The following is a 16,665-nucleotide window of genomic DNA, read 5'->3' as shown; positions in this document are numbered from 1 at the left end:
AACCGTCAGGAAGGATGACCGATTATGTTGGATCGATTAAGTGCGTTAGAGGACCGTTATGAAAAATTAAATGATCAGTTGGCTGACCCAGCAATCATTAATGATACGAATCAATTACGAGAGGTCTCAAAGGAGCAATCCCAGCTCGCGCCGACCGTCGAAACGTATCGCGTTTATCGCGATAAAATGGAAGCTTATCAGGAAGCACGTCAAATGTTGACGGATCCCGAGATGCGGGACCTCGCGAAAGAAGAAGTGGCAATCCTGGAGCCGGAAATCAAGGAACTCGAAACGAAATTAAAAGCGTTGCTCTTACCGAAGGATCCGAACGACGACAAAAACGTCATCGTCGAGATTCGGGGCGCAGCAGGAGGCGACGAGGCAGCCTTATTTGCGTCGGATCTGTTTAAGATGTATTCAAAGTTTGCTGAGAAACAAGCCTGGAAAATCGAAATCATCGATGCGAGCTACACGGAACTCGGCGGCTATAAAGAAATCATCTTCATCGTCAAAGGGACCGGTGCGTACTCGAAACTGAAATATGAGAACGGCGCCCATCGCGTCCAACGTGTGCCTTCGACAGAGTCAGGCGGACGAATTCATACATCAACAGCGACCGTCGCCGTCTTGCCGGAAGCAGAAGATGTCGAAGTCGAAATTCACGATAAAGATGTCCGCGTCGATACGTTTACATCGAGCGGTCCCGGCGGTCAGTCCGTCAATACGACACAATCTGCTGTCCGCGTGACACACGTGCCGACAGGGATCGTCGCCAGCTGTCAGGATGAGAAATCGCAAATCAAAAATAAAGAAAAAGCAATGAAAGTGTTACGAGCACGCGTCTATGATAAAATTCAACGCGAACAGCAAGCGGAGTACGATGAAAAACGCAAATCAGCTGTCGGGACGGGCGACCGTTCCGAGCGGATCCGAACGTATAACTTCGCTCAAAACCGGGTGACGGATCACCGAATCGGCTTGACGATTCAAAAGCTCGACCGGATTCTCCAAGGCGAGATGGATGAAGTCATCGACACGCTCGTGATGGAGTACCAGGCCCGGGCATCGGAGGCGGCGAACTGATGCGGATCGCGAAACGATTGAATCAAGCACAAACGATGTTAGTCGCGGCAGGACGCGAAGCGTCGAGTGCCGAATGGTTACTTATGCATGTGTTACAAGTCGACCGGACAGGATTGCTCGTGCGACTTTCGGACGAGTTATCGCCGGACGATGACCTGTTGTTCAGCGAATATTTACTGGCACACGTCAATGGTGTGCCCGTCCAACATTTGATCGGGTACCAACCTTTTTATGGACGTGATTTTCAGGTTACGCCAGCTGTCCTGATTCCCCGTCCGGAAACGGAAGAATTGATTGAGTTCGTCGTCCGTCGTTTAGACGGGGAAACGTTCCATCCGGGTGAAATCGTCGATATCGGAACGGGAAGCGGAGCGATCGGGGTCACACTCGCACTTGAGCTCAGACAGCCGGTCACGACGGTCGATATTTCAGAAGACGCACTTGCGGTCGCGAAAAAAAATCAAGCGGCACTTGGCGGCGACGTGACTTTTTTACAAGGGGATCTGCTTGAGCCGCTTGCCGATCAATCGGTTCGTGTTCTCGTCTCAAACCCGCCTTATATTGAAGAAGATGAGTTGCTCAGTGACGTCGTATTTGACCATGAGCCTCACCTCGCGCTGTTCGGCGGAAAAGACGGTCTCGTCTTTTATCGTCGCTTGATTGACGGCAGCACGCGTATTTTAAAGGACGATTTTCGCTTGATTGTGTTTGAAATCGGACACAATCAAGGAAGTGAAGTGCAAATGATGTTAAAAGAGCGTTATCCTACTGCGGAAACGGGTATTTTAAAAGATATAAACGGTAAAGACCGTATCGTGTATGCGGAACGAAAGGATTGTACAGAGTGAAGACGGAAATGATCGATCAACAGACACTGGATGTAGCAGTAAATTTATTAAAAGCAGGGGAAGTCGTCGCGATGCCGACAGAGACCGTCTATGGTCTTGCGGGGGATGCGACGAGCGAGACGGCCGTTCGGCGAATCTTCGCCGCGAAGGGCCGACCGTCCGACAACCCATTGATTGTCCATGTCGCGTCAATCGAACAGGCAGAGCAGTTCGTCACTCACATTCCGGCTGTCGCGAAACGTTTGATGGATACGTTTTGGCCAGGTGCCTTGACGATCATTCTAGAATCGAACGGAACCGCTTCAAGCCTCGTCACCGCAGGACTTGATACGATCGGATTACGGATGCCGGACCATCCTCTTGCACTTCAATTGATTGAAGCGACAGGACTAGGGTTAGCGGCACCGAGTGCCAACCGTTCCGGAAAACCTTCTCCGACGTCATCGGCACATGTCGCCTATGACCTCTCGGGACGAATCGCAGCAATCGTCGATGGGGGAGAAACCGGTATCGGTGTCGAATCGACCGTCATCGACTGTACGATGACACCTCCGGTCATTTTACGACCGGGCGGCGTCACACGTGAGCAGCTGGAAGGCGTGATTGGCACCGTGGCACTCGATCCTGCTTTATCGATGAAAGATAAAACACCGAAGGCACCGGGAATGAAGTACACGCACTACGCACCGGAAGCACAATTATCGGTCGTGGCGGGCGACCTCTCCTTCCTGCAGCAGCTCATCGATGAAGCACGCCAAACCGGACAAAAGACCGGCGTCATTCTCTTTGACGGAGAAGACGTCGAAGCAGATGTCCGCTGTTTCCTCGGCACGACCGCAGAGACAGCGGCACAGCGTCTTTACGATTGTTTACGGCGATTTGATCAGACGACGGTGGATCAGATTTTTGTACGGGACCTATCAGGAGAAGGGGTTGGGCTAGCAGTCCGAAATCGGCTCCATAAGGCAGCAGGTGGTCGGATCATTCGCCCGTAAAGAAGGAGGATACTGAGATGAGCACACGTCGCGTATTGTTTATCTGTACTGGAAATACATGCCGGAGCCCGATGGCGATGGCATTACTACGCTCAAAAGTCGCAGATCAAGAGTTTGACGTCCGGTCTGCGGGACTTCGTTCGATGCAAGGCTTCGATGCGTCAGAGAACGCACTCCAAGTATTGCGGGAACGAGGAATTGAACTGGAGCATTATACGCAAGTTTTCGATGATGTTCTCGGACGCTGGTCTGACATCATCTTGACGATGACGCGGAGTCATAAACAAGAAGTCGGGGAACGTTATCCGGAACTGAAGGACCGGACGTTCACCCTCTATGAATATGTGACAGGGCTTGAGCGAGACATCAACGATCCATACGGTGGATCGATGAACGTTTATCGACAAGTTCGAAATGAACTCGAACCCCTCGTCAACCGTCTTGTGTTAAAATTAACGCAGAACGGAAATGGAAGAAAAGCACCGGACAACCGGAAACTTCCGAAAAAACAACCTAGACAAACGGGGGAATAGTTCAGATGAAAGTAGCAATCGGTGCAGATCATGGTGGCTTTAAACTCAAAGCAGAAATCAACGGTTTATTAAAGGAACTCGGGATCGACTATACGGACTTCGGTACGTATTCGTCTGACTCGATTGATTACCCGGACGTCGCGATTCCCGTCGCGGAAGCCGTCGCGAACGGTGAATTTGATCGTGGCATCTTGATTTGCGGAACAGGAATCGGAATCGGAATCGCAGCGAATAAAGTCAAAGGGATTCGTGCGGCACTTGTCCATGATACGTTCAGCGCAAAAGCGACACGTCAGCATAACAACTCGAACATCTTGACGATGGGCGAACGTGTCATTGGACCGGGCCTTGCGCTTGATATCGCAAAGATTTGGTTAGAGACGGAGTTCGAAGGTGGACGTCACGAAAACCGTGTCTGCAAAATCTCGGATTATGAGGTGAAGTAAATGGATCTCGAACAGATTAAACAGGATCTCGAAGCCTCGTTGACCGATTTGAATGAGCGCTTCCCCCTCAAAGGGAAGCTGCTCGTCATCGGTTGTTCGACGAGTGAAGTCATCGGTAAACAAATCGGAAAAGCGGGTTCGCCGGAAGTCGCCGAAGCATTGTTTGAGGTGTTCGATACATTTCGTCGTTCGCATCAAATCGATCTTGCGTTCCAAGGGTGTGAACACATCAACCGCGCCTTGACGCTCGAACGCCAAACGGTTGAACGACTCGGACTGGAACCGGTCACGGTCGTCCCGGTACCGGAAGCAGGTGGTTCGATGGCGAGTATCGCCTATGAACGTTTTTCTGCCCCGGTCGTCGTCGAAGCGATTCAAGCAGATGCCGGAATCGACATCGGAGACACGTTCATCGGCATGCACTTGAAGCCGGTCGCGATCCCGGTCCGCCTTCCACACCGGGAAATCGGTGAGGCACATGTTACGGCAGCAACGACGCGTCCGAAGTTAATTGGTGGAATGCGTGCTAAATACGAATGATTCGTGCAAGGGGTTGCATACCTCTTGCTATTTTTCTGCACTTTTTGTGGGTGCCGCGGACTGATTATTCGTGTTAAGATAGGCGTATCGAAAATGAATGGGGGAATTCAGATGGAACAAACACCGCTTACGTATCTGAAACAGCAAGATGAGGAACTCTTTTCGGCAATGCGCAAGGAACTAGGACGTCAACGCGATAATATCGAGTTGATTGCGTCAGAAAACTTCGTCTCGCAAGCTGTCATGGAAGCACAAGGTAGCGTGCTGACGAATAAGTATGCAGAAGGTTACCCGGGACGCCGTTATTACGGTGGGTGCGAATTCGTTGATCTCGCAGAAGACTTGGCACGTGATCGTGCGAAAGCGATCTTCGGTGCGGAACATGCAAACGTTCAACCGCACTCGGGCGCACAAGCGAACATGGCCGTCTACTTCACGATTCTTGACCAGGGCGATACGGTCCTCGGGATGAACCTCTCACACGGTGGCCACTTAACGCATGGTAGTCCTGTGAATTTCTCCGGTGTTCAATACAACTTCGTCGAATACGGTGTCGATCAAGAGACAGAGATGATTGATTACGATGTCGTCGCGAAGCTTGCAGAAGAACACAAACCAAAATTGATCGTTGCGGGAGCATCGGCTTATCCGCGCGTCATCGACTTCAAACGTTTCCGTGAAATCGCAGACAGCGTCGGCGCATACTTGATGGTCGATATGGCGCACATTGCAGGGCTCGTTGCAGCGGGTCTGCATCCGAACCCTGTCGAACATGCACACTTCGTCACGACGACAACACACAAGACACTCCGTGGTCCACGTGGTGGGATGATCCTTTGTAAAGAAGAACATGCGAAAGCGATTGATAAATCGATTTTCCCTGGTATTCAAGGCGGTCCCCTCATGCACGTCATCGCAGCAAAAGCGGTCGCGTTCGGTGAGGCGCTTGCTCCTGAATTCAAAGACTACATCGGTCAAGTCGTCACGAATGCAAAAGTACTCGGTGAAGAATTGACGGCACGTGGTCTGCGAATCGTTTCAGGCGGCACGGACAACCACTTGTTGCTCGTCGACCTGCAGCCGCTCGGCATCACAGGTAAGCTCGCTGAGCATGCCCTTGATGAAGCGGGTATCACGGTCAACAAAAACACGATTCCATTCGACCCGGCCAGCCCATTCGTCACGAGCGGGATTCGAATCGGGACGGCAGCGATGACGTCACGTGGCTTCAAAGAAGAAGAAATGAAACAAATTGCGGCATTGATTGAACTCGTCCTCAAGAACCCGGAAGACGCCGACACATTAAAAAATGCCCACGAGCAAGTCCTTGCATTGACAGGTCGCTTCCCGCTTTATCCGGAACGCGGATAATCGGAACGCATGCCGACCCGTCTGTTGAACCACCTCTTTCTTTTCGATCGCTGAGAAGTCAGAGGTGGTTTTTTTGATTGATGAGTAAATGATCGGATAGGAGGGACGAAAGATGGAGATTTTAGTCGTAGAAGACGACCAAAACATTCAACGCCTGATTGTCGAGACGCTCGAAGCAGACGGGCATCGCGTCCGGGCGACGGCAGACGGACAAGAAGCGGCGTGCTGGATCGACGAGCTGACGTTCGAGGCGGCGATTCTCGACGTAATGGTCCCCGGGCGGAGTGGACTCGAGTTATGTCAGCAGCTCCGGCAACGGGACGAACTGCCGATCTTGCTATTGACGGCGCTCGGGGAGTTGACAGATAAACGCGCCGGATTTACGGCGGGGGCCGATGATTACATCACGAAACCGTTTGACCCGGAAGAATTATTATTTCGCTTGCACGCCGTCGCCCGGCGTTATCAAAAGGCGGCGCTGCCGATTCTCCGGTTTGGTGACGTGATGATTGATAAACGCAGTCAACACGTGATGCTTGGCGAAACGGAATTGACGTTGCCTAGGCGCGAGTTCGACTTGTTACATCAGCTCGCGAGTTTTCCGGGACGTGTCTTCAGTCGGGAGGAATTGATTGAACGGGTCTGGGGACTCGACTTCATGGGTGATGATCGGACGATTGACGTCCATATCAAACGCTTGCGCAGTCGCTTGCGCCAGACGGACGCGATTCACATCAGTACCGTCCGCGGTCTCGGTTATCGACTGGAGGCGAAGGGATGAAGTCACTTTATACGAAAATCGTCGGACTCGTCTGTCTTGTCCTACTCGTCTCGGCCTTGATTGCCTTACTGATCAGCAACTTGTTTTACTACAATGTCTTGCAGTCTTCCTATAGTCAAAAGGTCGAAGAGGCGGTCGATCAATCGTTTGCCTACTATGAACGGCATGGCGACGGACAGACCGACTCCTTTTACGACATGTTGAGCGCGACGGGTTTTCAGCTCTATGTCGTTCCGGAATCAGGTCCCATCATCCGCCACGGCAATGCATTCCGAGACGAAACACTGGCACCGGCGATCATCGAACGTGTCCGCGCCGGGGAAGTCTATCACGGAATGCGGGACTATCCGTTCCATCTCTTTTTGCTCGGTCTGTTTGACAACGAAGTCGTCAATACGGTCGGTGCGTCGCTCAAAACACCAAACGGGACGGACGCCGTCTTCATTCGACCCGATTTGAGCCGACAAATCCGCGAACTCCATTTGTTCGTCGGAGCCTTCCTCGGCTTACTCGTCGTCATCAGTTTTCTGTTGCTTGCCTTCTCGATCCGTTATCTCGTCCGTCCGATTAAACGGTTGACGGATGCGACGAAACAAGTCGCGTCCGGTGACTATTCCGTTCATGTGGCGACGACCTCGCGCGATGAGATTGGAGAGTTGTCACGGCGGTTCGGTGAGATGGCGGAAGCAGTCGCGAAGTCGGATGCTGAGCGCAAAACGTTTGTCGCCAACGTCTCGCACGAGTTTCAGTCGCCACTGACGACGATTAAAGGGTACGCCGGTCAACTGCAACCGCATGTCGCACCTGCCGGACAGGACAAACTGGCGACGATTGCGCGTGAAGCAGACCGGATGGCAGAGATGACCCGGCAACTGCTGGTCCTCGCCCGGCTCGATGAAGGAAGTCGGATGCGACTGGAGTCAATCCATCTTGGACAAGCGATTCGGACGACGCTCGCGGCACTCGCCTACCAGATCGATGAACGCGGTGTCGCGGTCTCTGTTGATGTTGCGAGTGACGTGACGGTCGAGGCGGATGCCGCAAGCCTCGAACACGTTTTTCAAAATGTCATCCGGAACGCCCTCCATGTTTCAAACGACGGGGACATGATTACGATTGAAGCCGAACAGACCGCGGAGCGCGTCACTGTCCGCATCACGGATGAAGGCCCCGGTATGTCGGACGACATGATTGCTCACGCCTTTGACCGCTTTTATCAAGCTGACACGGCACGCGGGTCGCACGGGACGGGACTCGGGCTCGCGATCGTCGCCGAGACCGTCAAACAACTGCGCGGGACAGTCGAAATTGATTCGGAAATCGGCGCGGGGACGACGTTCATCCTGACGTTTTTACGGGCCGCGTAAGTTGTTCATGCTCCGTTCATATAGTATCCGTAAGATAAGACCTGTAACGCACATACAGGAGGGATATTAAATGAAAATGGGTTGGCGCGAACTAATCCGGATGAAAAAACGCTTCGGTCTGATGGGACTCGTGACGACATTGATCATCGTCTTGATTTTAATGATCACCGGGCTCGCCGATGGACTGGCATACGATAATGGAGCCGTCATTCGAAATTTACCGGTCGAACATATGGCACTCAGTCAAGAAGCGGAAGGGCAACTGACGCGATCCTTTTTAGAGGAGCAGGAGCACCACGCGGGACGGAAGCACTCGGCGTCCAAAACATGGTCCTCGAGAAAAAAGATGGGACGAAGGACGATGTGACGGTGTTTGCATTACCTGCTGACACGGCGTACGGTCCAAAGCAACTGGAAGCGTTGAAACGAGGCGAAGTTCTCGTCGATACCGCTTATGCGAAACAGACCGGGACTGCAGTCGGCGACAAAGTGACCGATTTTCGGACGAAGATGACCTTTACGATCGTCGGTACCGTCACCGATGGACGCTACAGCCATGCGCCTGTGTTATGGACGACGCTTGCGTCGTGGGACGACTGGCAAGCAAAGATGCAGACGAACTACGTCTCGGCATTCGTCAGTCAGGATTCATTCAAAACGGACTTGACGACGTATACGAAAGCAGACATCGTCAAGCAAGTTCCCGGTTACGCGGCGGAACAAAATTCATTCCAGATGATGCGGCTGGCGCTTGTCGTAATCGGTGCGTTGATTTTGACGGCGTTTTTCTATATTTTGACGATGCAAAAAATGAAGCAACTGGGCATCTTGAAGGCGATCGGGATTCGGACATGGACGATCGGGAGTGGACTCGTTTTACAAGTCTTCGTCTTGACGCTCCTGTCGCTTGCTTTTAGCCTGTGCGTGACGCTCGGTGTCAGTCAAGTCTTACCGAGTGGCATTCCGTTTCGTTTTGAGTGGGAAACGAGTCTCGGTTACGGGGCCTTGCTGATCGGTACGGCATTAATTGGATCCGTGATTCCGCTCCGGGCCTTAAAAAAACTTGAGCCGGCAGACGCGATGGGAGGAATGGCAGGATGATTAAGATGACACATGTCGAACAGACCTACAGTGACGTCCCCGTGCTCCATGACGTTTCATTCGAAGCGAACGCGGGTGAACTGATTGCTTTAGTCGGACCGAGCGGAAGTGGAAAAAGTACGTTGCTCCAGTTGCTCGGATTGTTGCAAACACCGACAGCAGGAGACATTCAGTTTGGGGAACAGTACGTCAATCAGCAATCGGACGATGCACGCCGAAAGATGCGCCTCGAAGAGATCGGGTTCATCTTTCAGGAATCGCATCTCGTTCCGTTCCTGACGGCGGCGGAACAACTCGAACTCGTCGCAGAAGAAGCGGGACGGAAAATTGACGCCGCCGCGATGCTCGCCGCTTTTGGATTAAAAGACCGTGCACACCATTTACCACACGCCTTATCGGGTGGAGAACGACAGCGTGTCGCGATCATTCGGGCACTCGTCAATCAGCCGCGACTCGTCCTCGCCGATGAACCGACGGCAAGCCTTGATTATACGAACGGACGCCAAGTGATGGAAGTGTTACAAAAGCAAGCCCATGATGAACAAAAAACGGTAATCGTCATTACCCATGATGAGCGGATGCTTGAGTATTGTGACCGTGTCCTGCGGATCGAGGATGGTTACTTGAGCGAAGTGAAATAACGCGGACGTCGCCTCGACGCAAGAGGCGGCGTCCATGTGTTGTCCACCATGCGTCAGAAGACTTATATTTTACAGCCTTGATTTTTGATATACTGAACTTTAGTAAAATAAGGTAAGGGTGGAAACTGTCAGATGAAATTTTCAGCATTGGTCCAATCAGAACTCGAAACAATCAATACGACTCAAATTGCGGACTGGCTGACTAAAAAAAGTCAGACGGAACGTGAATATAAACGACTCAGTGAAGACTTTAAAGCGATCGTTATCATGCAGGAAGCAGGTTTTTATGAACAAGCGGACACGCGATTCAGCCAGTGGAAGAACAAAGGGATTCCGGCGGAGCTCCAGCGCTATCGGTTAGCAATCGCCGGAAAAGCCGGCGGGAAACGGCTCGTCAAAAAACGTTTTTCCATGCTCCCGGCAGCTGTCCAAAATCATCCGCAGCTCAAACCGTGGAAAAAGCAGCTGCAATCGAATCCGTGGATGCTCGGCGGATTGCTTGTTGCGGGTCTCGCCGTTCTCGGTCTCTTTCAACTTGACTTCTCACAACCGGAAGAAGCGCCGGTCGTGACCAATCAAGAGAACGTTGAACAAAAATTGGCCGCGCTTGAAAAAGAAGTCGAGCAATTAAAAGAAAAGAATGAACAGCTGACAGAACAAGCACCAGCGAAACCAAAAGAGACAGCGAAATCGAAAGACACAACGAAACCAAAAGCGACTACGGATGCAGCGAAGACGCTTTCTCCCGAAGAAACATTGAAACAGGCGATCGCTGCGACGCAAGAAAAGGATTATAAGTCAGCGAACCGCTTGTTGACGGGGAAAGTCTTGACGGACAAAACGACGAAGGGCATGGCACGTTTCTACAAATTGATTGCTGCAGGCAAGCTAGGTGAAACGAAACAAACGGATTATGTCGCGTATCGAGAGGACTTCCCGGATTCGGGCTACATGAGTGATGTGTTATGGATGCAGGCCGTCTATGAACAAAAGAATAAGGTCGGCAATTATAAGGCGACGTTAGAAGAATTAGCGAAGCAACCAGATAATGAATGGTCCTATGCGGCGCAAGCGATTCTTGACGGGAAAAGTACGCTTGGGGAGGAGTGATTCCAAAAAAACAGTTCCCAAGCGGTCACTTTTTGGAGTACAATGCGAAAAGAGAATTGAGAGGAGATGCAAACAATGAGTAAAGTACATGTATTTGATCACCCATTGATTCAGCACAAAATGACAATCATGCGTAAAGTCGAAACGGGGACGAAACAATTCCGGGAGCTTGTCGACGAAGTGGCTTCATTGATGGCATATGAAATCACGCGTGACCTTCCACTCACAGAAGTCGCGATCGAGACACCGGTCACGAAAACGACGCAGAAGATGATTGAAGGCAAGAAGCTCGGAATCGTTCCGATCCTTCGCGCAGGACTAGGGATGGTCGACGGGATGCTTCGGATGATGCCGAACGTCAAAGTCGGTCACATCGGTCTTTACCGTGATCCAGAGACGCTTGAACCAACGGAATACTACCTCAAGTTGCCGACGGACGTCGCAGAACGTGATTTCGTCGTCGTCGATCCAATGCTTGCGACAGGCGGTTCGGCTGCTGACGCAATCTCCTCTTTAAAGAAACAAGGCGCGAAAAGCATTAAACTGGCTTGCCTGTGTGCAGCACCTGAAGGCGTCAAACGCGTTCAGGAAGAGCATCCGGATGTCGATATTTACCTCGCGGCACTCGATGAAAAACTGAACGATCATGGCTACATCGTCCCTGGACTCGGGGATGCGGGTGATCGTTTGTTCGGTACGAAGTAAGACAGAAGCAGTCTGCCACTCCTGGCAGGCTGCTTTTTTTGTTGTAAGATGCAGGACAGCTTTCAACTATGCTTAAATGGAGGAAGTAGAAAAAGGAGGAAGTAATGATGCCCATCAAAGTCATGCCCATCTTTGGAACACGGCCGGAAGCCATCAAGATGGCACCGCTCGTCAATGCCTTAAAACAAAATCCAGCGTTCGATGTCCATGTGACGATCACGGCGCAACACCGCGAAATGCTTGATCAAGTGTTACGGATGTTCGAGATTGAACCGGATTCTGACCTCAATATCATGCAACCCCGTCAGACGCTCGTCGACATCACGACGCGTGGTCTTGAAGGACTCGATCTCGTCATGAAGGATGTCAAACCGGATCTCGTTCTCGTTCATGGCGACACGACAACGACGTTCGTCGGTAGTCTTGCTGCCTACTACAATCAAATCGCCGTTGGACACGTTGAAGCCGGACTTCGTACATATAATAAATACTCACCGTTTCCGGAAGAGGTCAATCGTCAATTGACGTCGACACTCGCAGATTTGCACTTTGCGCCGACCGATCAGGCGGCAGCGAACTTAGCGTCTGAAAATCGTTATACTGGTGTCTATGTGACGGGCAATACGGCGATCGATGCCCTGCAGACGACCGTCCAACCGGATTATGTCCACCCTGTGCTCGAAGCGGTCGGCGGACGGCGCCTGATCTTGATGACGGCACACCGGAGAGAAAACCTCGGAGAGAAGATGCATCAGATGTTCCGGGCGATCCGTCGACTCGTCGATACATATCCGGACGTGCACGTCGTCTATCCGGTCCATTTGAATCCGGTCGTCCAGGAAACAGCGGCTGAAATCTTTGGGGGACACGATCGCATCACGTTAATTCCGCCGCTCGATGTATTCGACTTTCATAACTTTGCCAGTCGTGCCCATTTAATCCTGACCGATTCCGGCGGCGTCCAGGAAGAAGCACCCTCGCTCGGCGTACCTGTCCTTGTCTTACGCGATACGACGGAGCGTCCGGAAGGCGTCAAAGCCGGGACGTTAAAACTTGCCGGGACAGACGAAGAAACGATTTACCGGATGGCGAGCGAGTTGCTTGAAGACGAAGCGGCCTATGCAAAAATGGCGCACGCTTCAAATCCTTACGGGGATGGTCATGCGTCGGAGCGGATTGCAGCAGCGATTTTAGCGCACTTTAATCAAGGTGAGGCGCCGGAACCGTTTCATGCAGATATCTAAAATGAAGTAATCCAGTCAAAAATGTTTACTTAGGGCGTTTCCGTACATCTTGCCGTTCCTACGGGAATCAAGACGAACGGATGCGTCCTTTTTAATGATTCCGTTTAAGGTTAACTTCCGTAAGTTGTCTCAGCCATTCCCGTCGACCTCGCTTTCCCTCTGACGAAACCACGATGAACTGTGGTTTCTTTTCCCGTAGGAGTCGAGTCGACCGGGGTACGTCCTTTTCAATTACGCTCTACTAAATTTTGATCAAGGCGTAGTGTTGTTATTCACTTGTAAGTTGAATAGCCTTGAGCAATTCCTCTCGACTCCTATGGGAAGAGGAAGCGACCGCTTCCGACAGGGACAAGCGAGACCCGGTCATCCGACAGGAAGACCGCGGCTTGCGTCCCGCCCAAGGAAAGCGAGAGGAAATAGCGAAAGGTCTATTCAATAATCACTAAACAAGAAGTAGTGAGTAAACATACATCAATGTATCTTTAAGAAAGAAACAAACACCTCAATCTACCTGTTTGTGAAGAAAATGTAAAATCCAAATCACCGAGCTGACCTTAAAACCTGTAATTCATTCATGACATTTCAAGCTGTGACAAGCAACACAACAGACAAATTGGAAATGCTTTAAATCCTTTGTTACAAACAGATGTCAGGAGCGTTTTTCTGTCCCAAATCGAAAGCGCTTCCAATCTTGAACAAAAATTACTTTTTCACAAAATCGACACAAATCTATTTTAGATGGCTTGTTTCTCATCCCAGAACGCGATATAACGTTACTGTTCAATGGTTTTGTTCATCAAGTGAACCATCTCTTTAAACGTTGATAGTACTACATATTTTCTTCACATCTTCGTGAAAAGAGGTGGATGGGGTACCTCTGTGAAAACCTTATCAATCGTTGATATACAATGGTTTCAGCGGTCTATTTTATTTGTGAATTCATTTGACTATGAAATGGTTCTCATTGTATTCTTGACTAGTATGAAAATCCGCAAATTGTGGGAAAGAAAAAGAACCTGCAATTGGGAAAAGGGGGTCGTCTCTAGTGCGCCAAAAAGGGCTCGCAACGAGTATGGTCATGGCCTCGCAAATTTCGACGGCACTTGCCGCACCAATCGTCATCGGCTTCCTTGTTGGGAACTATGGGGAACAGCAAGACTGGTGGCAAAAGATGGGAGCGACATTCTCAGTGTTCATCGGGATTTTCATCGGCATTCTTTGCATGATCGCAATGATCAGGCACTTGTTAGGAGACAAGACATGAACATCATCCTTCAAGATGCGTTGTATCGTGCGTACTTACGATGGTTTGGACTCTATTATGGAATCCTTGCCGTTCTGTTACTTGTCGGCTATCCGAGTGATCCAGTGATTTATGGGCTGGCATTAGGTGGGGCAGGTAGCTTCATGATTTTGACGCTGCAACGCTTAAGCGTCGATCGAATGTATCGTGTAATCGAGCGTGGGCGCAAGCCGATGTCTCGAGGGACCGTATCACGCATGGCGGTCGCGGTACTTTGTGTGATGATCGGTTTGAAGTACGAAACCGAATTGTCATTAACTGCGGTGGTAATAGGCCTTCTCGCCGGCCACGTCATACAATTTTGTGAGTTCTTGACTCACGAACTTAAGCGGGAAAAGAGGTGAATAGTCAAATGAACCACGAAATGCCACTTTACGAAATCCCACTCTGGGGCGACTTCGTTCTGTACGGTAGCTGGACAAACGTGATCACAGTGCTGATAGCAGCTGCTCTCGTCTTCCTGATTGCCGTGGCCGGTACGCGACGTCTCGCGATGAAGCCAACCGGTTTTCAAAACACGCTAGAGTGGTTCCTCGAATTCGTTCGCGGAATCATCAGCAGCACAATGGATTGGAAAACAGGGGGTCGCTTCCTTACTTTCGGAATGACACTGTTCCTATTCATCCTCGTGTCCAACTTAATGGGTCTTCCCTTTAACGTTGTGACGGGTCACTACATTTGGTTCAACTCACCAACTGCGGATCCGTACGTGACACTTGCACTTTCATCTATGGTAGTGGTCATGAGCCATTATTACGGTGTGAAAATGCGTGGCTTCGGCTCGTATGCGAAAACGTTTATGACGCCGATGTTTATTATTACCATCATTGAAGAATTCGCAAACACGTTGACACTCGGTCTTCGTCTTTACGGTAACATCTTCGCTGGTGAAATCATGATCGGAATCATTCTCTCGATCGGAATCGTCACTGGAACGAACGATTTCCAATTCCTCGGACCAGTCGGTGTCATCCTTTCTGCGATTCCAATGCTGATTTGGCAAGGATTCTCACTCTTCATCGGAGCAATCCAAGCGTACATCTTCCTTATCTTAACGATGGTTTACATCGGGCATAAGGCAGCGCACGACCATTAATTCGAAGGTAAAGCATCTGCTTTTCCGATAATCGCACGACCAAAATTTCGAACACAATCTAGGGAGGCAATTTATAATGGAACTTATTGCAACAGCGATCATCATCGGACTCGGCGCACTTGGCGCTGGTATCGGTAACGGTCTTATCGTAAACGGTACAGTATTAGGACAAGCACGTCAGCCAGAACTCAAAAACGAACTTCGTCAAACAATGTTCATCGGTATCGGTCTCGTTGAGGCACTTCCAATCATCGGTGTAGCGGTCGGTTTCCTTCTCCTCAACTCTTAATCCATAATTTTTAAGAAACGAGCTACATAGGGCGTTATTCGTTCGACAAGAGTGAACCGTCACGGGAGCTTTGGCTCCCTTATGTAGAAATTGAAGTAGGACCAACCACGAGGGGAGTGTAATCGAATGAATCTAACGTATCTTGCTGCTGAAACGGATACTGCGAATGCAGAAAATCTCTTACTCGGCAATATGATCGTCACGATCGTCGTTTTCCTCTTGCTCCTCATCCTCTTGAAGAAATTCGCATGGGGCCCGCTCATCAACATGATGAAAGCGCGGGAAGAGCATGTGGCTAGCGAGATCAACTCGGCTGAAAAAAGTCGTAAAGACGCTGAAGTCTATGTAGAACAACAACAAGAAGAATTAAATAAGGCACGTACGGAAGCACGTGACTTATTAGAATCATCACGCCGTCAAGCTGAGGCAGAACAAGCACGTGCGATGGAGCAGGCACGTCTTGAAACAGAAATGAGTAAGGAAGAAGCTCGCCGTGCGATCGACCGTGAACGCGCTGAAGCACAAGCTGCTTTGAAGAACGATGTTGCTCTTCAAGCAATCGCTGCAGCACGCCACGTCATGAAAACACAGCTTGCGACAGACGAAGCCGCTCAACGCGCGCTCGTTGATCAATTCCTTGCTGACACTAAGGGCACGAACTAATGCGTGATCACGTAGCGGGACGCTACGCAAAAGCGCTCTTCGATCTTGCGCTTGAGCATCATGTGCTCGAGCAAGCAGAAGCTGATGTGCGGACGCTCGGCGAAGTGCTCCACGCAACACCAGAGCTCGCATCGGTTTTAAGTAACCCATCGATTTCTGCGGAAGAGCTGAAGTTAGTCTTACAGACGAGCTTCACTGGATTCAACACGATTGTCTTGAATACCATCCTCGTCATGGTCGAAAACGACCGTGCGGCGGAAGTATTATCTTTGCCGGAGCATTTCATTGCGTTATTGAATGAACACCGTAACGTTGCGACAGCCGTCGTGACGAGTGCATACAAATTGTCAGACGCGGAACTCATGAAAGTGAAAGAAACGTTCGGCCAAAAATCAGGTAAAACGCTTGAAGTAGAAAATGTTGTTGATACGAATGTAATCGGAGGACTTCGCGTCCAAATCGGTTACACGACATATGACGGCACGATCGAAACGAAACTAACGCGACTTGAGCGTGAGCTGTTAAAAGCGTAAGAAAATAGGGGTGAAA

Annotated in this window: 21 protein-coding genes; all 21 read left to right on the top strand. The window is 50.5% G+C overall.

Annotation, left to right across the window (positions count from 1 at the left end; translation table 11 throughout):
- Positions 1-24 precede the first annotated feature (24 nt).
- The 21 genes from prfA to P403_RS0106060 all read left to right on the top strand — a co-directional run bounded on the left by prfA (position 25) and on the right by P403_RS0106060 (position 16,649).
- Complete coding sequence (gene prfA / locus P403_RS0106155) at positions 25-1,083, top strand: peptide chain release factor 1 (RefSeq protein ID WP_029331769.1); 1,059 nt, start codon at positions 25-27, stop codon at positions 1,081-1,083.
- Positions 1,083-1,931 (top strand): peptide chain release factor N(5)-glutamine methyltransferase, encoded by an 849-nt coding sequence (gene prmC, locus P403_RS0106150; protein ID WP_029331768.1) that lies wholly within the window; start codon positions 1,083-1,085, stop codon positions 1,929-1,931. Before prfA ends, prmC begins: the two co-directional genes overlap by 1 nt.
- Complete coding sequence (locus P403_RS0106145) at positions 1,928-2,926, top strand: L-threonylcarbamoyladenylate synthase (protein ID WP_034800984.1); 999 nt, start codon at positions 1,928-1,930, stop codon at positions 2,924-2,926. The genes prmC and P403_RS0106145 overlap by 4 nt, the downstream gene beginning before the upstream one ends.
- A 17-nt stretch (positions 2,927-2,943) precedes the next feature.
- On the top strand, positions 2,944-3,459 hold the full coding sequence (locus P403_RS0106140; protein ID WP_029331765.1) for a low molecular weight protein arginine phosphatase: 516 nt from the start codon (positions 2,944-2,946) through the stop codon (positions 3,457-3,459).
- Between the two features lie 5 nt (positions 3,460-3,464).
- Positions 3,465-3,905 (top strand): ribose 5-phosphate isomerase B, encoded by a 441-nt coding sequence (gene rpiB / locus P403_RS0106135; RefSeq protein ID WP_029331763.1) that lies wholly within the window; start codon positions 3,465-3,467, stop codon positions 3,903-3,905.
- Positions 3,906-4,445 carry a TIGR01440 family protein gene (locus tag P403_RS0106130; RefSeq protein WP_029331762.1) on the top strand — a complete coding sequence of 180 codons (540 nt, stop codon included), beginning with the start codon at positions 3,906-3,908 and terminating at the stop codon, positions 4,443-4,445.
- Between the two features lie 111 nt (positions 4,446-4,556).
- A complete protein-coding gene (gene glyA / locus P403_RS0106125; RefSeq protein WP_029331759.1) occupies positions 4,557-5,816 on the top strand; it encodes a serine hydroxymethyltransferase in 1,260 nt (419 codons plus the stop codon).
- A gap of 112 nt (positions 5,817-5,928) precedes the next feature.
- On the top strand, positions 5,929-6,597 hold the full coding sequence (locus tag P403_RS0106120) for a response regulator transcription factor (RefSeq protein ID WP_029331758.1): 669 nt from the start codon (positions 5,929-5,931) through the stop codon (positions 6,595-6,597).
- A complete protein-coding gene (locus P403_RS0106115; RefSeq protein ID WP_029331756.1) occupies positions 6,594-7,964 on the top strand; it encodes a sensor histidine kinase in 1,371 nt (456 codons plus the stop codon). The genes P403_RS0106120 and P403_RS0106115 overlap by 4 nt, the downstream gene beginning before the upstream one ends.
- A 70-nt stretch (positions 7,965-8,034) precedes the next feature.
- Complete coding sequence (locus tag P403_RS16815; protein ID WP_235195184.1) at positions 8,035-8,331, top strand: hypothetical protein; 297 nt, start codon at positions 8,035-8,037, stop codon at positions 8,329-8,331.
- A 2-nt stretch (positions 8,332-8,333) separates the two neighbouring features.
- Entirely contained in the window at positions 8,334-9,065 is a 732-nt protein-coding gene (locus P403_RS16020; RefSeq protein WP_235195183.1) for an ABC transporter permease, read from the top strand.
- On the top strand, positions 9,062-9,706 hold the full coding sequence (locus P403_RS0106105) for an ABC transporter ATP-binding protein (RefSeq protein WP_029331755.1): 645 nt from the start codon (positions 9,062-9,064) through the stop codon (positions 9,704-9,706). Before P403_RS16020 ends, P403_RS0106105 begins: the two co-directional genes overlap by 4 nt.
- Positions 9,707-9,838: 132 nt before the next feature.
- Positions 9,839-10,816, top strand: coding sequence for a hypothetical protein (locus P403_RS0106100; protein WP_029331753.1), 978 nt, complete (start codon positions 9,839-9,841; stop codon positions 10,814-10,816).
- A gap of 75 nt (positions 10,817-10,891) precedes the next feature.
- The gene (gene upp / locus P403_RS0106095; protein ID WP_029331752.1) at positions 10,892-11,521 is read left to right on the top strand and encodes a uracil phosphoribosyltransferase; all 630 of its coding nucleotides are present in this window, start codon (positions 10,892-10,894) and stop codon (positions 11,519-11,521) included.
- Positions 11,522-11,625: 104 nt separating this feature from the next.
- The gene (gene wecB, locus P403_RS0106090) at positions 11,626-12,765 is read left to right on the top strand and encodes a non-hydrolyzing UDP-N-acetylglucosamine 2-epimerase (RefSeq protein ID WP_029331751.1); all 1,140 of its coding nucleotides are present in this window, start codon (positions 11,626-11,628) and stop codon (positions 12,763-12,765) included.
- Positions 12,766-13,810: 1,045 nt separating this feature from the next.
- On the top strand, positions 13,811-14,029 hold the full coding sequence (locus P403_RS0106085) for an AtpZ/AtpI family protein (protein ID WP_014971404.1): 219 nt from the start codon (positions 13,811-13,813) through the stop codon (positions 14,027-14,029).
- The gene (locus P403_RS0106080) at positions 14,026-14,412 is read left to right on the top strand and encodes an ATP synthase subunit I (RefSeq protein ID WP_026831925.1); all 387 of its coding nucleotides are present in this window, start codon (positions 14,026-14,028) and stop codon (positions 14,410-14,412) included. The genes P403_RS0106085 and P403_RS0106080 overlap by 4 nt, the downstream gene beginning before the upstream one ends.
- Before the next feature lie 8 nt (positions 14,413-14,420).
- Positions 14,421-15,164, top strand: a complete 744-nt coding sequence (gene atpB, locus P403_RS0106075; RefSeq protein ID WP_029331749.1) for a F0F1 ATP synthase subunit A — start codon at positions 14,421-14,423, stop codon at positions 15,162-15,164.
- 76 nt (positions 15,165-15,240) lie between these two features.
- Complete coding sequence (atpE, locus tag P403_RS0106070) at positions 15,241-15,453, top strand: F0F1 ATP synthase subunit C (protein ID WP_012371545.1); 213 nt, start codon at positions 15,241-15,243, stop codon at positions 15,451-15,453.
- Positions 15,454-15,579: 126 nt separating this feature from the next.
- The gene (gene atpF / locus P403_RS0106065; RefSeq protein ID WP_029331746.1) at positions 15,580-16,116 is read left to right on the top strand and encodes a F0F1 ATP synthase subunit B; all 537 of its coding nucleotides are present in this window, start codon (positions 15,580-15,582) and stop codon (positions 16,114-16,116) included.
- Entirely contained in the window at positions 16,116-16,649 is a 534-nt protein-coding gene (locus P403_RS0106060; protein ID WP_029331745.1) for a F0F1 ATP synthase subunit delta, read from the top strand. The genes atpF and P403_RS0106060 overlap by 1 nt, the downstream gene beginning before the upstream one ends.
- The last annotated feature ends 16 nt before the right edge of the window (positions 16,650-16,665 follow it).

Origin of the sequence: Exiguobacterium oxidotolerans JCM 12280 (genome assembly GCF_000702625.1) — a bacterium.
In the GTDB taxonomy this organism is placed as follows: domain Bacteria; phylum Bacillota; class Bacilli; order Exiguobacteriales; family Exiguobacteriaceae; genus Exiguobacterium_A; species Exiguobacterium_A oxidotolerans.
The sequence above is the reverse complement of the archived record's forward strand: the minus strand, read 5'-3'. Positions and strand labels throughout refer to the sequence as shown.